This window comes from Salinicola rhizosphaerae (assembly GCF_014652715.1).
GTDB lineage: Bacteria > Pseudomonadota > Gammaproteobacteria > Pseudomonadales > Halomonadaceae > Salinicola > Salinicola rhizosphaerae.
Genome location: NZ_BMZI01000003.1, coordinates 1 through 17,287 on the forward strand (window position 1 = coordinate 1; position 17,287 = coordinate 17,287).

The 17,287-nt window shown below is 63.5% G+C and carries 12 protein-coding genes; 4 read left to right on the forward strand and 8 right to left on the reverse strand.

The annotated features are described in order from the left end of the window. On the reverse strand, positions 1-4,910 hold a 4,910-nt coding region (locus tag IE125_RS06305; protein WP_189443824.1), incomplete at its 3' end, for a beta strand repeat-containing protein. 266 nt (positions 4,911-5,176) lie between these two features. Between IE125_RS06305 and IE125_RS06310 the strand changes: the two genes are divergently transcribed. Further along, positions 5,177-6,400: a pyridoxal phosphate-dependent aminotransferase gene (locus IE125_RS06310; RefSeq protein WP_189443825.1), complete on the forward strand. Its 1,224-nt coding sequence runs from the start codon at positions 5,177-5,179 to the stop codon at positions 6,398-6,400. A 117-nt stretch (positions 6,401-6,517) separates the two neighbouring features. Here the strand turns inward: IE125_RS06310 and IE125_RS06315 are convergent, their stop codons facing one another. After that, on the reverse strand, positions 6,518-7,510 hold the full coding sequence (locus IE125_RS06315; RefSeq protein WP_189443826.1) for an adenosine deaminase: 993 nt from the start codon (positions 7,508-7,510) through the stop codon (positions 6,518-6,520). A gap of 92 nt (positions 7,511-7,602) precedes the next feature. Further along, entirely contained in the window at positions 7,603-8,235 is a 633-nt protein-coding gene (locus IE125_RS06320; RefSeq protein ID WP_189443827.1) for a LysE family translocator, read from the reverse strand. Positions 8,236-8,289: 54 nt separating this feature from the next. Here IE125_RS06320 and IE125_RS06325 point away from each other — a divergent pair, with 54 nt between their 5' ends. Beyond that, the gene (locus IE125_RS06325) at positions 8,290-8,847 is read left to right on the forward strand and encodes a DinB family protein (protein WP_189443828.1); all 558 of its coding nucleotides are present in this window, start codon (positions 8,290-8,292) and stop codon (positions 8,845-8,847) included. Positions 8,848-8,853: 6 nt separating this feature from the next. On the opposite strand, the gene IE125_RS06330 is transcribed toward IE125_RS06325, so the two are convergent. The 5 genes from IE125_RS06330 to IE125_RS06350 form a co-directional block, all read right to left on the reverse strand. Then, the gene (locus IE125_RS06330; protein ID WP_189443829.1) at positions 8,854-9,570 is read right to left on the reverse strand and encodes a haloacid dehalogenase type II; all 717 of its coding nucleotides are present in this window, start codon (positions 9,568-9,570) and stop codon (positions 8,854-8,856) included. A 57-nt stretch (positions 9,571-9,627) separates the two neighbouring features. Beyond that, positions 9,628-11,199 (reverse strand): PucR family transcriptional regulator, encoded by a 1,572-nt coding sequence (locus IE125_RS06335; RefSeq protein WP_189443830.1) that lies wholly within the window; start codon positions 11,197-11,199, stop codon positions 9,628-9,630. Next, positions 11,199-12,644, reverse strand: coding sequence for an NAD-dependent succinate-semialdehyde dehydrogenase (locus IE125_RS06340; RefSeq protein WP_189444255.1), 1,446 nt, complete (start codon positions 12,642-12,644; stop codon positions 11,199-11,201). The genes IE125_RS06335 and IE125_RS06340 overlap by 1 nt, the downstream gene beginning before the upstream one ends. Positions 12,645-12,802: 158 nt before the next feature. Then, positions 12,803-13,579 carry a DeoR/GlpR family DNA-binding transcription regulator gene (locus IE125_RS06345; RefSeq protein ID WP_189443831.1) on the reverse strand — a complete coding sequence of 259 codons (777 nt, stop codon included), beginning with the start codon at positions 13,577-13,579 and terminating at the stop codon, positions 12,803-12,805. 168 nt (positions 13,580-13,747) lie between these two features. Next, on the reverse strand, positions 13,748-14,782 hold the full coding sequence (locus tag IE125_RS06350) for a nucleoside-specific channel-forming protein Tsx (protein ID WP_229808959.1): 1,035 nt from the start codon (positions 14,780-14,782) through the stop codon (positions 13,748-13,750). A gap of 322 nt (positions 14,783-15,104) precedes the next feature. Between IE125_RS06350 and IE125_RS06355 the strand changes: the two genes are divergently transcribed. Together IE125_RS06355 and deoC are read left to right on the forward strand one after the other, a co-directional pair. After that, positions 15,105-16,376: a NupC/NupG family nucleoside CNT transporter gene (locus IE125_RS06355; protein WP_189443832.1), complete on the forward strand. Its 1,272-nt coding sequence runs from the start codon at positions 15,105-15,107 to the stop codon at positions 16,374-16,376. 132 nt (positions 16,377-16,508) lie between these two features. Further along, positions 16,509-17,282, forward strand: a complete 774-nt coding sequence (gene deoC / locus IE125_RS06360) for a deoxyribose-phosphate aldolase (RefSeq protein ID WP_189443833.1) — start codon at positions 16,509-16,511, stop codon at positions 17,280-17,282. The last annotated feature ends 5 nt before the right edge of the window (positions 17,283-17,287 follow it).

A 17,287-nucleotide genomic window follows, 5' to 3' on the forward strand; every position in this document is an offset into this window, starting at 1 on the left:
GCACTGACACCGCCGTCGTTATCCGTGGCGGTGTAGGTGAACGTAACGTCGCGGCTCTCGCCGGCAGCCAGCGCGTCGAAGTCAGCACCCGGCGTGAAGGTGTACGAACCGTCGGCATTGAAGGCCAGCGAGCCATTGCCCGCGCCGACATTCGTCGCCAGCTCATAACCCGCAATCGTGCCATCGACATCCGTCGCCGCCGGAACCTGACCGGTGAGAACGGTGTTCTCGTCGGTGGTCCGGGTATCGGCCTTGGCCACCGGCGCATCGTTGGTGCCGGTCACAGTGATCGTCACCGTCACAGGAGCGCTGCTGGCGCCGGCATTGTCAGTGGCGGTGTAGGTAAACGTGACATCACGACTCTCACCCGCAGCGAGTGCGTCGAAGTCCGTGCCCGGCGTGAAGGTGTAGCTGCCATCGCTGTTGAAGCTGAGGCTGCCATTGCCCTGACCCACGTCGGTGTCGAGCGCGTAGCTGGCGATGGTGCCATCGACATCGGTCGCGGCCGGGACCTGACCGGTGAGAGCGGTGTTCTCGCCGGTGGTCTGGGTATCAGCTGCCGCCACCGGCGCATCGTTGGTGCCGGTCACCGTCACGGTCAGCGTCGAAGTGGCGGTACCGCCCTGGCCGTCGCTGACGGTATAGGTGATCTGGGTGGTGTCTTTCTGACCCGCAGCCAGACGATCGAACGCCGTGCCGGGGTTGAAGCTGTAGCTACCGTCCGCGTTCAGCGTAAACGTGCCGCCGTTGCTGCCGGCGATCGCGGTACCCACACTCGCGGCAGTGCCGTTGACCGCGCTGACAACGAGCGTGCCGCCATCGACATCGCTGTCGTTGGCTAGCACGCCATTGGCGGCGGTGACGGTCAGGGTGGTGTTCTCGCCGGTGTTGCCGGTATCGGCCTTGGCCACCGGGACGTCGTTGGTGCCAGTGACGGTCACGGTCAGTGTTGAAGTCGCCGTACCGCCCTGGCCGTCGCTGACGGTGTAGCTGACCTGCGTGGTGTCGGTCTGACCGGCAGCCAGACGATCAAACGCCGTGCCGGGGTTGAATCTGTAGCTACCATCGGCGTTCAGCGTGAACGTGCCGCCGTTGGAACCGGTGATGGCCGTACCCACGCTTGCGGCGATACCGTTGACCGCGCTGACACTGAGCGTGCCACCATCGACATCGCTGTCGTTGGCCAGCACGCCGTTGGCGGCGGTCACGGTGAGAGTGGTGTTTTCACCGGTGCTGCCGGTATCGGCCTTGGCCACCGGGGCGTCATTGGTGCCGGTGACGGTGATGGTGACCGTCTGCGGCGCACTCACCCCACCGTCGTTATCCGTCGCGGTGTAGGTGAACGTGACATCGCGACTTTCGCCGGCGGCCAGCGCGTCGAAGTCGGCGCCTGGCGTGAAGGTGTACGAGCCGTCGGCGTTGAACGTCAGGCTACCGTTGCCGCTGCCCACGCCCGTGGCGAGCTGGTAGCTGGCAATCGTGCCGTCGACATCCGTTGCCGCCGGCACCTGACCGGTGAGAGCGGTGTTCTCGCCGGTGGTCTGGGTATCCGCAACGGCCACCGGCGCATCGTTGGTGCCGGTGACGGTGATCGTGACGGTCTGCGGCGCACTCACACCGCCGTCATTATCCGTCGCGGTGTAGGTGAACGTGACATCGCGGCTTTCGCCCGCGGCCAGCGCGTCGAAGTCCGTGCCCGGATCGAAGGTGTACGAGCCGTCAGCATTGAACGCCAACGAGCCATTGCCCTGACCCACGTCGGTATCGAGCGCGTAGCTGGCGATGGTGCCGTCGACATCGGTCGCCGCCGGGACCTGACCGGTGAGGACCGTGTTCTCGCCGGTGGTCTGAGTATCAGCGGCAGCCACCGGCGCGTCGTTGGTGCCAGTCACCGTAATGGTGACGGTCTGCGGTGCACTCACCCCACCATCGTTATCGGTGGCGGTGTAGCTGAACGTGACGTCGCGGCTCTCGCCCGCAGCGAGGGCATCAAAGTCCGCACCCGGCGTGAAGGTGTAGCTGCCATCGCTGTTGAAGCTGAGGCTGCCGTTACCCGCACCAACATCCGTCGCCAGCTCGTAACCCGCGATGGTGCCATCGACATCGGTCGCCGCCGGGACTTGACCGGTGAGAACGGTGTTCTCGCCTGTGGTCTGGGTATCGGCAACGGCCACCGGCGCGTCGTTGGTGCCGGTGACCGTGACGGTCAGTGTCGAAGTGGCCGTACCGCCCTGTCCGTCGCTGACGGTGTAGCTGATTTTCGTGGTGTCGGTCTGACCCGCGGCCAGACGATCGAACGCGGTGCCGGGGTTGAAGCTGTAGCTGCCATCCGCGTTCAGCGTGAACGTGCCGCCGTTGCTGCCAGTGATGGCGGTGCCCACGCTCGCCGCCGTGCCGTTGACCGCGCTGACGCTGAGCGCACTGTGCGCGCTGTCGACATCGGTGTCATTGGCAAGGACGCCGTTGGCAGCAGGGACGGAAAGCACTCGATTTTCACCCGTTGCACCACTATCGGCAGCAGCATCAGGGGGTGTGACGTCAACCGTGTAGGCATGCGTGGTCGTCGCGGTGCCTGTGTTGCCGGCGGCGTCGGTATGCGAGACGGACGCACGGATGCTGTCGGTGCCGGCATTGGCCAGAACCGTCCCCGGTACGCTGGCACTGAACGTGCCGTTGGCCCCGACGGTCGCGGTATAGGTCTGGCCACCAACCGAGATCGTGATGGTGTCACCCTGGACGGCGTCACCACCGGCCTTGCCCGAGACGCTGACGTTGTCACGCGATTCTGCCGCGTTGATCACGTCATCGCCGGCCACGGTATTGAGACTGATCGTCACCACCGGCGCGGTGGTATCCACGCCGTAGCTCGCGGCGGTATTGGCGCTGCCGACATTGCCAGCGGCATCGGTGTGGCTGACCGCCGTCGAGATCGAGCTGTTCTGCGCCAGCACGCTACCCGGCACGTTGATCGAGAACGTACCGTTGCTGGCAACCGTGCCGGTGTAGGTTTGCGTGCCAACGGTCAGCGTGACGCGGTCGCCCGCGGCGTACTCGCCGGTGACGGTACCAATGACCGGGATCGACTGATTGGCCTCGGCCGCGTTGACGACGTTGTCGCCGGCGATGGTGCCCAAGGTGATTGCCAAGGCAGGAGCCGTGGTATCGACATCATAGGCGTGCGTGGTCGTCGCGGTGCCAGTGTTGCCGGCGGCGTCGGTGTGAGACACGGACGCACGGATGCTGTCGGTGCCGGCATTGGCCAGCACGGAGCCCGGCACGCTGGCACTGAACGTGCCGTTGGCGCCAACCGTGGCGGTGTAGGTCTGGCCACCAACCGAGATCGTGACGGTGTCGCCCTGGACGGCATCACCGCCGGCCTTGCCTGAGACGCTAACGTTGCCGCGCGACTCAGCGGCGTTGATCACGTCATCGCCGGCCGCGGTATTGAGGCTGATGGTGACGACCGGCGCGGTGGTATCCACGCCGTAGCTTGCAGCGGTGTTTGCCGAGCCGACATTGCCCGCGGCGTCGGTGTGGCTGACCGCCGCCGAGATCGAGCTGTTCTGCGCCAGCACGCTGCCGGGTACATTAATCGAGAACGTGCCGTTGCTGGCAACCGTGCCAGTGTAGGTTTGCGTGCCAACGGTCAACGTAACGCGATCGCCTGCGGCGTACTCGCCGGTGACGCTGCCGCTGACTGGGACCGACTGATTGGCCTCGGCCGCGTTGACGACGTTGTCGCCGGCGATCGTATCGAGTTCGATACCTAGCGTGGGAGATGTCGTGTCAACGCCATAGTCACGAGAGGCGGTCGAGGTCCCCACGTTGCCCGCCGAATCCGCGTGCGAAATGACCGCGGTCACCGAGTCGTTCGCGGCTAGCGCGCTGCCCGGCACGACGACCGAGAAACCCAGGTCGTCATCGACAACGGCCTGATACTGCTGCCCCCCGACGATGACGGTGACCGTATCCCCGGCCGCCGCATCACCGCCAACGGTGCCGCTCAACGTAACGTCCGTGGCTGACTCGCCCGCATTCAGCAGATCGTCCGTCGCGATCGGATCGAGCTGCACGGTCGGAGCCGGTGCATCGAGATCGACGCTGTAGGGGCGTGTCGACGTTGCGGTGACGCTGACGTCACCCTCGGTGTGAGTGATCGTCGCAGTTGCCGAGGGGTTTTCAGCCAGCAATTCGCCCGGCACGGTCACCGAAAAGCTCAGGTCATCAGCGAGCACGGTCGAGTAGGCGACGCCACCGACGGTCACCGTCACCAGATCACCGGCGACGGCATCACCACTGCCCTTGCCGGTCAGGACGATACTCTCCTGCGACTCGGCGCTGTTGACGATGTCGTCGACCGCGATCGGATCGATGCTGATGGAAACGCTAGGCGAACTGCCCTCCGTGCCCGTTTCCGCCGTTGTGGAAGCGCTCTGCGGCGAGAAGGTGGCGGGAGTGACCGGCGTGGTGCCGGTATCGGTGAAGCTGGCAGCGTAGCGATAGACGCTGCTCTCTTCACGGCCGGTACGCGCGATATCGAACGGCGACGAGAAGCCACCGCTGCCGGAGAGACTTCCCCCACCTTCACCGCCCGCACCTGCCGCGGGCGCTTCCTGGACGGCGGTGGGGTCGACCCCAGCAGCGATAGCGGCCTGCAGAGAAGCGACATCGGCATCCTGAGCCGCCGGATCAGCGACGACCACGGTGGCGACACCATCGAAAATCTCGAGCGTCACGGGCTGCCCGGCGTTCAGCGGCAGGATGGTGCCGTCAGCCAGGACGACACGCCCGCCATCGGGCGCCACCAGCATCGCGCCTTCTGGCACTGCCATCCCTTGGGCGAGTAGCTTGCGGGGATCCATCAGGAAAACGTTGCCATCAACCCGAACGACAGTGACGAGAGCAGCCATCGATTTACACCTCTACGAACCTGGAAAGCGGAGTCTCACGAACCCAGCATGCATCGAGCGAAAAGTAACCGTTCTGTATCCGGACTCAATACAATTTTATTAATTACCTAGGGCAGTTTGATTAATCGTAGCCCAAAGTTTTCGTAGGCTAGCATACGCTTTGCGTAAGGAAATGTTAGCTAACAAACCTCAAGGCAAAGCGACGATTAGCCCCCGAATCGAAGCGGCGTTAAGATCGAGTACCCACCCGCTCCCGAGAGACGACCATGTCCGACGTCATCCCCGATTCGCTCCGCGCCTTCTGCTCATCTCGTGTTCAGGAGATGCCCGACAACCAGATCGTCGCGGTCGCGGATCTGGCCCGTCATGATGCGTCGGTCGTGAGGCTATGGATCGGTGAGGGCGATTTGCCCACGCCCGATTACGTCAAGCAGGCCGCGATGGATGCATTGGTCCAGGACGACACGCGCTACAGCTACTCACAAGGGATGCCGGAACTGCGCCAGGCGCTCGCCGACTATCACCAGCGCCACTGGCGGGTTGACGTTGGCCCTGATCGATTCTGCATTTCGATCGGCGGCATGAACGCCGTGGTCATGGCGATGCAGGCGATTCTCGACGAGGGCAGCGAGGTGATCATGCCCACCCCCGCCTGGCCCAACGCCAGACAGGTGATCGAGATCGTCGGTGGCGTCAACGTCTCGGTGCCGTTCGACTTTCATGACGATGGTCGCATCGAACTCGATCTCGACAGGCTTTTCACCGCCGTGACGGATCGTACGCGCGCCATTTTCATCAACTCGCCATCCAATCCCACGGGATGGCGCATGCCGCTCGTAGACATGGAGCGACTGAGGGATTTCTGCCGTGAAAGAGACCTCTGGATCGTGGCCGATGAGGTCTACAACCACTTCGTCTACGACGGTAACGGTCCCGCTCCGTCGTTCCTGCAGATCTGCGGACCGGGCGACAAGCTGTTGGTGACGAATACCTTCTCGAAGAACTGGTGCATGACCGGCTGGAGAGCGGGTTGGGTCGTCTTCCCCAAAGGTATGGACCAACTCTTCGCGCGACTTTGCCAGTACAACACCACCGGCGTCGCGCCGTTCATTCAGCGGGCCTGTATCGAAGCACTGCAACGCGGCGACGATTTCATCGCGCATCAGGTCGCTCGCTGTCAGGCGTCACGGGATGTTCTGGTCGAGGGACTCGCCGCCTTAGACAACGTCACCGTCTTCTCGCCGCAGGGCACCTTCTATCTCTTCTTCAAGGTTCACGGTCTTGAAGGCTCGAGCCTGGATATGGCCAAGCGAATCCTGCGCGAGGCAAAAGTGGGCGTAGCCCCGGGCAGCGCCTTCGGCCCGGAGGGAGATGCCTATCTGCGTATCTGTTTCGCGATCGCGCCAGAGCTGGCGTCTCAGGCACTGGAGCGACTGGTTCCGTTTCTGCGCGCGCTCGAGTCCCGCAAGAGTGCGGCAGTAGCCGACTGACCGGACGCCATCGACGAAGAAGCCCGGCTATCGGCCGGGCTTCTTCGTCTCGTATCCTACTCACGCGGTCTCATGTCCTGCCCACGCGCATTCAAGCCACTCCCATCCCGGCCATTTTCAACACTCTGCCAGCCGCTCCACCAGCTCGCGCCGCCGCGCATCGGACATGAAGGCGACATCAATGGCGTTGCCCGCCAACTGTTTGAAAACACGCTGATCCCAGCCAAAGGCATCGAAGCAGGCAACGTAGTTATCTAGCATCCCGCCACCGAAATAGGCGGGATCATCCGAGTTGAGCGTGACCTTGACGCCCTTTTCGAGCATCGCCGGCAGCGGATGATCGACCATCGTCTCCACGACCTTGAGCCGCACATTGGACAGCGGGCAGACCGTCAGCGGAATCTGCGAATTGCGCAGGCGCTCGACCAGCGCCTCGTCCTGCAGGCAGGCCACACCGTGATCGACCCGGCAGATATCGAGCACGTCCAGCGCCTCGCTGATGTAGGCGGCGGGCCCCTCCTCCCCCGCATGGGCCACACGCGGGATACCGAGCGCCCTGGCGCGCTCGAACACCGCCGCGAACTTGGCCGGCGGGTTGCCCACCTCGGCGCTATCGAGCCCGACGGCGTCGATCACCTCGTACCAGGGCGAAGCCTTCTCCAGCACCGTCATGGCCTCCGAGGCATCCCGGTCGCGCAAGAAACTCATGATCAGCGCCGTGCTCATGCCGAAGCGCTGCTCTGCCTCGCGCATGGCGCGCCGCAAGCCCTCGAAGGGAATCGCCAGTTCCACGCCGCGGCCCAGATGCGCCTGCGGGTCGAATGACAGCTCTACATGCACGACGCCCTCTTCATGCGCGCGCTCGAAATAGGCCATCGCCAGATCGAAAAAGTCCTGCTCCGTGCGCAGCACCCGCATGCCGAGATAGTAGAGATCGAGAAACGACTGCAGGTCGCTGAAGTCGTAGGCGGCTTTGACCTCCTCGATAGAGGCGTAGGGCAGCTCGATATGGTTGCGCGCCGCCAGCGCAAACATCAGCTCTGGCTCCAGCGAGCCTTCAATATGCAGATGCAGTTCGACCTTGGGGAGCTCACGCAGCCACGTCTTCACAGGCGATCCTCACCGGTTGATGGATTGCATTGCAGAATGCCGAAAATGGATCGATGAGGAAAGCCAGGCACGCAGACAATTTGACCGAGTGGTCAGAGTCGCGTCGTCAGCACCTTGATACCCAGCGCGATCATCGCAACGCCCAGCACGCGATCGATCCAGTGACTGAAGCGCTTGAAAGCGCGATGGATCGGCGGTGTCGAGAGCAGCAGCGCCACCCCCGAGAACCATCCGAGCTGGATCAGCATGATCCAGACGCCGTAGATGGCGATCTGGTAGAGCGGCATGTCGGGCGACAGCACGATGGTGAAGAGCGAGACGAAATAGATCGGCGCCTTCGGATTGAGCGCGTTGCACAGAAATCCCGTTCCGACCGTACGCCACGCCGAGCGTGGCGGTGCCGCGTCGACCGATGCCTGCGCCACGTCGATCGTTGCCGGACGCGAGCGCAGCCCGGCAATCCCCAGACAGAGTAGATAGGCGCCGCCAATCAACTTGATTGCCCATAGCGCCTCGGCGGAATTGGCGATCACGGCCGCCAGACCGAAGGCGGAATAAACGATATGGATCGACAGACCCAGCGCAATGCCCAGGCTGCAGAGAAGACCGACACGCTTGCCATGGTTGAGCGTCTGCTGGGTGACTAGCACGAAATCCGGCCCCGGTGACGCGGCGGCGAGCAGATGAACGAACGTGATGACCAGAAGGCCGTGTAGCATTTCCATGACGATGCCTGCGATGCTGAAAGGATCGGGAGAACCAGCGGAGAAGCTGCCACCATGATCGAATATTTTCGCCGGCAGGCCTACTGCAATCTATGGTCGAACCACCGGCTGCTGAACACCTGCTCCCAGCTGTCGGAAGACGCCTTGAGCGCCAAGCGCACCAGCTTCTTCCCCTCGATTCACGCTACGCTCAACCATATCCTGATCGTCGACGCCTATTATATCGATGCGCTCGAAGGCGGCACGCTGGGCCAGAGCGCCTTCGCTGACGAAACGCCCTACGCCAGCATCGAATCACTCTGGCCGGCGCAGGAGGCGCTAGACCGCCGCTTGATCGCCATATGCGAGATGCTGAGCCCGGCGACGCTGAGCGCTGATGTCACGCTTGAACGCACCGGTCGCCAGCAGATCGAACCCATGCATCGCGTGCTGGCCCACCTTTTCGTCCATCAAACGCATCACCGCGGGCAAGTTCATGCCATGCTCAGCGATACCGAGGTCGCCCCGCCGCAGCTCGACGAATTCTTCATGCTCGACGAAGCACCGTTGCGCCAGGCGGAGTTCGAGGCGCTGGGCATCAGCGAAGCACAGGTGTGGGGCGCACTCCGCTGACGACGATCACGCCAACCGACGATGCGCCTCGGCCAGCTCCGCCATGCTGTTGAAGCGGAAATCGACCGTAGGCATGTCGCCCGGGTTCATGGTCGCGCCGAAGCCTTCCTTGTCGTGGCGGCGATAGATCCAGCAGTTGGCCAGCCCATTGCGATTGGCGGGCTGATGATCGTGGAACAGGCTCTCGCCGGTATGCAGGATCTTCGACTTGTCGATGCCGCGCTCGCCGAGTTTCTCCAGCATGTATTCGAAGTTGCGCTGCGCCGGCTTGTAGGAACCCACGTCCTCGGCGGTGTAGACCGCATCGAACTCGATGCCGAGCTTGCGCTGGCTGTAGGCGAAGCTCTCGTTGTCGACGTTGGAGAGCACCACCAGCTTGTAGTGCTGCTTGAGGTAGGCGAGCGCATCGGCGCTGTCGGCGAACGCCGGCCACTGTTTGACGAAATTCCCGTAGGCGAGGCACTCGTCATGCGTGACCGATACTTCCCACTCTTCCGCCAGTCGTTTGTAGACCACCGCCAGCAGCCAGCGATACTGGAGATGCGGCGTGTAGCGCTGCTGGGTCGACTCGTGGCGCGCATGCGCTTCGAGAATCTGGTCGCGGTCGAGATCCACTCCCGCTCGCTGCAACAGCGGCTGGAGGCCCGCGACCATGCCACTTTCCCAATCGATCAGCGTTCCGTAGACATCGAAGGTCAGTGTCGTGAAATCGGTCAGTTGCATCGTCTCTCTCCCGGATACTGTCGGTTGTTGGGCAGTGTTTCGTCCGCCCCGATGGGCTCAGTGCTCGTCGCGACGTAAAAGGCGTGTCGCCACCTGAAGCTGCAAGCGAACCTCAGGGTCTCCGAGATCCATCTTCAGCGTGTCTTCCAGTCTTTCGATGCGGTAGCGCAGCGTGCTGATATGAATGCCAAGCGCTCGCGCTGCCTGCGCCTGCAGAAAACCGCTGTCGGACAATGCAATGAGCGTGTCCAATCCCGCGAGACGAGGGCCACCGGCCTGCAACGCGCGAGAGATGCGCTCGAGAAAGAGCGTTCGGGCGTCGGTATCGCCTTCGAGTACGCGGGTGAAGAGGATCGCCTCGAAATCGCGACGCTCTCCCGGCTGCAGAGAGGGCAAAAGCCGTGCGACGTCTTTGGCACCCTCGGCGATGGCAGCCGCGCCGACCACTTCGCGGCTTACCGCCAACGCGGCCTGGCCGTCGTTCAGGCATTGCCACAGCTCGGCGACCGACACCTCGTGACGCACCAGAAACGTGAGCCGATTGAGCGACACCGAAATCAATGCCGGCGCCCCCAGCCTGTCGAGTTGCTCACGCAGACGACGCTCCCAGCGCTCGCGCCGCGCGAAGCCTTCAAGACTCAGCGGTACCGCTTCATCGAGCCGAATGCCGCAGACATGATAAGCGGTTTGCGCATCCCAGCCCTGCAGCGCGGCACGCTCCAGTGCCGCAGGCGTCGCCTCGAAGCGCCCTTCCAGCAGCGAATCGACGAAGGCGTAACCTAACCGGGCCTCCTGCGCCTGCAGCGCCTGTTGATGGGACAGATGCAGCGCGGAGATCAACGCCGCCTGCTCCGCGGCCCGCCGCTCGAGTTCGCCGACGATGGATGAGGCTTCATCGATCCAGAGGATAGCGACCAGTGTCTCGCGGACCTGAACCGGACAGAACAGCAGGCGCCGCGCCTCGTCCTCGAGCGACTGCGTCACCCGCCAGGACGTTCGCCGCGCAGCCGCCAGCATCGACGGTGTGGGGCCCGCATCAGCGGCGAGCCCGGCACTGCTGCCCAGCCACTCGCCATCCGGTCCGGTGAACACAACGTCTCGCTCGAGCAGCCGCCCCAGCGCGCCGGCGATATCACCGAGGCCTTCGGCCGTCAGCGCCGAGCGCGTGAGATCACGATGAATCTGCTCCGCGCGCGCGATCAGCTGTCCCTGCCGGGCGATCAGCCAGGCGTGGACATCTTCGGTGATCTGACTGAACGGAACGTCCCAGGGAATCTCCAGCAGCGGGAAGTCGAGCGCTTCGGCGGCCGCCAGACTGGCCGGTGGGAAGGCACTCAAGAATCGCGGTACTGCGAGCGCGACCCCGGCAAGCTCCTTGTCGGCCAGCGTTTCGATCAGCGCACGCTCCGCCGCAGGTTCGTCCGGCCAGTGATAGCCGGTGGTCAGCAACAGCTGGCCTTCCCGCACCCATGCCGTGATATCCGGGTGATCGACCATGTGAACCCAGCGCAGCGGCCGCGCCAGCGAGCTTGCGCCGGCGACCACGCGGGCGTGACGCAGGCTCGTCTCGTCAAGCGCCGTGGCAAGATCCAGCGACATCGAGAGCCGAGCCCCGTCGGGCATGCCCATCAGCCGTCCAGACGGGTCGAAACGAACTTGAGATCGAGATATTCGTCGATCCCGTAACGACCACCTTCGCGGCCGATACCGCTATCCTTGACGCCGCCGAACGGCGCCTGCGGCACCGATGGGGCGCCGTCGTTGACACCGACGATGCCGTAGTCCAGCGCTTCGGACACCCGATGCGCCCGCCCCAGGTTGCGTGTCCACAGGTAGGCCGCCAACCCGAATGGCGTCGCGTTGGCAGCGGCAACGGCCTGGGCTTCGTCATCGAACGCGACCAGCGGCGCGACCGGCCCGAACGTCTCCTCCTGCATGATGCGCATCTCTTCGGTCACGTCGGCCAGCACCGTCGGCGCCACGAAAAAGCCATCGACCTCGCGCGCCGCGGTCAGGCGTCTTGCCCCCTGGGCCAGCGCATCATCGATATGCGACTGTGCCTTGTCGCGTCCGGCCTGGCTGACCAGCGGGCCGATCTGGGTCGTCTCCTCCTCCGGCTGGCCCACGCTAAGCGCATCGACCGCTTGAGCCAGGCGTTTGGCAAAGCTATCGAAAATGCCGCGCTGGACGTAGACCCGATTGGTACAGACGCAGGTCTGCCCGCCATTGCGGAACTTGCTCGCCATGACTTCGGCGACAGCCGCATCGATATCGGCATCGTCGAAGACCAGAAACGGCGCGTGGCCACCAAGTTCCAGCGACATCCGCTTCATCGTCGCGGCGGACTTGGCGTAAAGATGCTTGCCGACCGGCGTACTGCCGGTGAAGGTCACCTTGCGAATGCGCGTGTCTGCTATCAGCAGATCGCTGATCTCCGCCGGCCGCTCGGCCGTGATGACCTGAAACACCTCCGCCGGGCCACCGACCTGCTGCCAGAGCCTTGCCAGCAGAATCGCCGTGACCGGCGTCTGCTCCGCCGGCTTGACGATCACCGAGCAGCCCGCGGCAAGCCCCGGCGCCACCTTGCGCGTAATCATCGCCGCCGGAAAGTTCCAGGGGGTGATCGCGAACACCGGACCGACCGGCTGGCGCAGCACGGCGAGGCGCTTGTCAGGATGCTGGCTCGGCAGAATATCGCCGTCGAGCCGTTTGGCCTGCTCGGCATACCACTCGAGGAAACTCGCCGCGTAATCGACCTCGCCACGCGCCTCGCCGATGGGCTTGCCCATTTCACGCGCCATGGTCAGTGCCAGCACCTCCTTCGCCTCGAGCATCGCACTGTGCCACGCCTTGAGCAGCGCCGCGCGCGCGAACGGCGTTGTCTGGCGCCAGGATTCGAAGCCGCGCTGCGCGTTGTCCGCTGCCAGCCGGGCTTGAGCTGCGCCGCAGTCGGCGACCGAAGCGATCACCTCTCCACTGGCCGGTGAACGCAGCGAATAACGCCCCACAGCCTCTGCCTCGAGGCCGGCAATGACGGCGGTGTAGTCAGCGCCTGGCGTGGGCGCCTCGATCATGAAATGGGCGGCGGGACGGGAAGCGTGAGAGAGACTCATGAGCAGACTCGCTAGACCGGTGAATCGGATGTCGGCTCATCCTAGCGTGCCCGCAGACGGAAATCCTCCTGACAGAAACAGGAATTCGAGCGCGCCATTTCATAGCTATAAACGGATATCTATACAATCTCGATTCTGTCGGGGGCGACGCTCACGCCGCGCCCCAACCAGTCTCGCCCAGGTTCACCGCTGGTGAGAATCGCATCGAAGTCGCTCAGCTCGGCAAAAAAAGCCGCCCGCATGACGTCGAGCTTGCTCTCGTCGGCAACGAGAATGCGCCGTTCGGCGTGCTCGATGGCCGCCTGTTTGGGGGCGACCTCGTGGAAGTGGAAACAACTCGCTCCTTTGTCGGCGTGAACGCCCGCCGCCGAGAGGAAGGCCTTGTTGATGCCCAGGCGGCGTATGGCGCTGGTCACGTCCTGTCCGCCGAACGATTGCGAAGAGGCGTAGTAGAGCCCACCCAGCACGACTAGCCGCATGTTGGGCATGTCGCGCTGGGCAAAGAGATTGGCAACATTGAGCGCATAGGTGACGACAGTCACGTTCATCTCGCGGGGAATCTGCGCGCAGAGCGGCATCAGCGTCGTGCCGCAGTCGATGAACAGCGTATCGCCCTCCTCGATCATCTCGAGCGCCGCGTTGCCGAGGCGCTGCTTGGCACCGGCGAAGCGGTCTCGCTGCGTGTCGAGGTGGTAGGCCACGGCAAACTGCGGATTGTCCGCCATGACCAGATGGCCGCCGAAGGAAGCGATCGCACCATGGCTCGCCGCGATATCCCGGCGCACGGTCATTTCGGAGACCCGACACAGCCTGGCCGCGGCAGCCAGCGAGATGGAGCCCTCACGCTTTAGCGCTTCTCGAAGTCGCTCGAGCCTCTCGGCGCTGCGCTCGTTCATCAGCGTCTCCTGTTGTTGTCCTGGCGATCAGGCTCTTGCCGTCCGAGACAGCTAGCGCCGTATCCTAGCACGCCGATTTCCGCTCACGAGAACGAGCGAATGGCGTTCACCATTCGCTCGTTCAAGGATGCCAGCAGAGGCTTTTCAGAACTGCCAGCCAACGCCGAATCAGAACTGCCAGCCAACGCCGAAGTAGTATCCCCACCCCGTCGAGCGCAGTTCGAAGCTGTCGCCATGGCTATTGGGGAACGGCGCCATCTCGCCATCGTTCCACTGGCCGCCGTTGTGGAAGTAACGGGCGACGGCCATGAAACGCAGATGCGTGAACTGGTAGAGCAGGACGTTGGTGGCGACCGTCGACTCGTTGGTACGCGTCGGGTCGTCGTCACCCAGGTCCGAACCGAAGTCATGGTTGGTGAATCCGACGTAGACCAGCGAGGCGCCGTTGTCGAAACTGGCCAGCGGGTATGAGTAATTCAGCTGAGCCCGATAGCCATCCCAGGAGTGCTCGTTGGCGGCACCGTAGTTCTCCCATTGGCGACGCTTGTAGAGATTCAGCGAAAGCCCCAGCGGCGAGCCGGTGTCGAAATCGGTTCCCAGGCCGGCGTAGAGCGTATTCTGACGGTTCTCGGTGTTGTGCCCCCAGTCGAAGATGTAGTCGAAGGCGACGAACCACTCCTTGAACGGCCCGAAGCTCAGATCCTTGCCGGTCATGTCGTCGATCGACAGCCGCGGCTCGAGCTCCATGAACATCGGCGAGCCCTTGTCGAAGATGCCGCTATCGGCTGCGTTGCCGACGCCGAAGAATTTCGGCAAATCGATATAGCCGTACAGGTCTAGCGGCCCTTTACGCCCGAAAAACTCGTATTCGAGGTAGATGTCGTCGACCTGCTGCGGGCCGAAGCGAATGTTCTTGCTGCCGATCGCCGTCAGGTTCTGGTGATACCAGTCGGAGAGATAAGGACCATCGGCGGTCTGCCCCTCCGCCGTCGGCCCCTCGTCGGGCGTCTCCTGCTCGATCACCGGCGCCTCGCCCGCACCGCTTGCCTCGCTGGACTGCGCCCAGGCCGGCATGACCGCCAGGCCCAGCACTACGGCCAGTGCGCCACTCAAACAGGTCGGTGCTGCGCTTGCTTGCCGGGTCTTTACTGCCCGCGTCTCTCGCTTGCTCATGTCATCCCCTTGTTCGGATTGTTGTGACATCGTCGTCCTCGGGTCGGCGGCCCGGTTTTGTGACTTATTTTTCATTCAGCCAATGTCTTATCTGCCATCGACCTTCTGCGAGGATGGCGAAAAGCCTCTCTCCGTGCCATCAAAACACTAGATATGGGACGTCTAGCCGCCTCCGGCTACTCTATGGGCTTGTTTAGACAAACACAATGAGTGACTTTTCAAACCACAAAATGTTAAAACGCTTTCATGGAGCAGAAGCAGACGAGCAGCGAAATGGGCGCCAGTCGCCAGGATCGCCACGTTCCACTTGCTCATGTCTCCCTTTACCAAGACCAACACCAAGGACAACAACATGACTTCTCTCATGGGTCTGGTCGGCATCGTCGTACTGCTGGTGATAGCGCTGATCTTCTCCAGCGACCGCAAGTCGATCCGCCTGCGCACCGTACTCGGCGCATTCCTGATTCAGGCCGGCATCGGCGCCTTCGTTCTCTACATTCCTGTCGGGCAGAGCGTCCTCGGGGCGATCTCCGGCGCAGTCAGCCAGGTCATCGGCTACGCCAACGACGGCATCGGCTTTCTGTTCGGCAATCTTGCCGATCCCACCAACGTCGGCTTCGTGTTCGCGGTGAAAGTGCTGCCGATCATCATCTTCTTCTCGTCGTTGACCGCGGTGCTCTACTACCTCGGCATCATGCAGTGGATCGTGCGCATTCTCGGTGGCGCGCTGCAGAAGGTCCTGAGCACGTCACGCACGGAGTCGCTCTCCGCCACCGCCAACATCTTCGTTGGCCAGACCGAAGCACCGCTGGTCGTGCGCCCGTTCCTCGCGCGGATGACCAAATCGGAACTCTTCGCGGTCATGTGCGGCGGCCTGGCGTCGGTGGCCGGCTCAACGCTGGCGGGTTATGCCGAGCTGGGCATTCCGATGGAGTATCTGATCGCAGCGTCATTCATGGCAGCGCCGGGCGGGCTGCTGTTCGCCAAGATACTGATGCCGGAGACGGAGAAACCGGACGATCATACCGGCCAGGTAAAAGAGGCGATGGAAGCCGAGGAGAAGCCCGCCAACGTGCTTGACGCGGCCGCGTCCGGCGCGTCTTCCGGGCTGATGCTGGCCGCCAACGTCGGCGCCATGCTGCTGGCTTTCATCGGCCTCATCGCCCTGATCGATGGACTGCTCGGCGGCATCGGAGGCTGGTTCGGCGTGGACTCGCTCAGCCTGTCGATGATTCTCGGCTGGCTCTTCTCGCCGCTGGCCTTCGTGCTCGGTATCCCGTGGAACGAAGCGACGCTTGCCGGCTCGTTCATCGGTCAGAAACTGGTCGTCAACGAATTCGTCGCCTATATCAATCTGGCGCCCTACATCAGCGGCGACACCGTGGTGGCCGCTACTGGCGAAGCCATGACGCCGCACACCGTGGCGATTCTCTCTTTCGCCCTCTGCGGCTTCGCCAACCTGTCGTCGATCGCCATTCTGCTGGGTGGCCTCGGCACCATGGCGCCAAGCCGCCGCCCGGAGATCGCTCGCTACGGAATGAAGGCCGTGCTGGCTGGCACGCTCTCCAATCTGATGTCGGCGACGCTGGCGGGTCTCTTCATCTCGCTGGCGGGGGCTGCCTGACGCGGAATCGAAACTGCCGGCACGCAAAATGACACCTAAATGTCTCGTGTCGGCTACTCACCCTGCAGACGCCGTGCCAGACCCGCCGATTCGCGTGGCCTGGCTCGCAGCGTCTGATCTGGAGAACGCAAGATGATGACTCTCGAGCACGCCGCTCGCCTGGCGCTCGCCATGATGGATCTGACCTCGCTCAATGATGATGACACTGACGCGAGCATCGTCGCACTCTGCCAACGCACGGCGACTCCCTTCGGTGCTCCCGCCGCTGTCTGCGTCTATCCGGCCTTCATCGAGACAGCCGACCGTGCATTGCGCGAGGCCGGCACGCGGGATCGCGTCAGGATCGCCACGGTCACCAACTTTCCCGACGGCTGCGTCAATGTGGAGCGCGCCACACGTGAGACGCGTGCGGCGGTGGTGGCCGGCGCCGACGAAGTCGATGTCGTGTTCCCCTATAAGGCGCTGCTGGGCGGTGACGCCGAGGCCGGACGCGCGCTGGTCAGCGCCTGCCGGGCGGCTTGCGACGGTAAAACACTGAAGGTGATTCTCGAAACCGGCGAGTTGAAAACCCCGACGCTCATCCGTCAGGCCGCCGATATCGCGCTCGACAGCGGTGCCGACTTTCTCAAGACCTCCACCGGCAAGGTGTCGATCAACGCCACGCTCGAATCTGCCGAGATTCTACTCACCGCGATCCGGGACAGCGGCCGCGACGTCGGCTTCAAGGCTGCCGGTGGTATTCGCACCACGGAAGACGCTCGCGCCTATCTCGCGCTCGCTAGCGACATCATGGGAGAGGGCTGGGCCACGCCGGCACACTTTCGCTTCGGCGCCTCGGGGCTACTCGACGCCCTGCTGGCGACTCTCTCAGGCAACATCTCGGCGCCGGCGCAAGACGGCTACTGATCGAC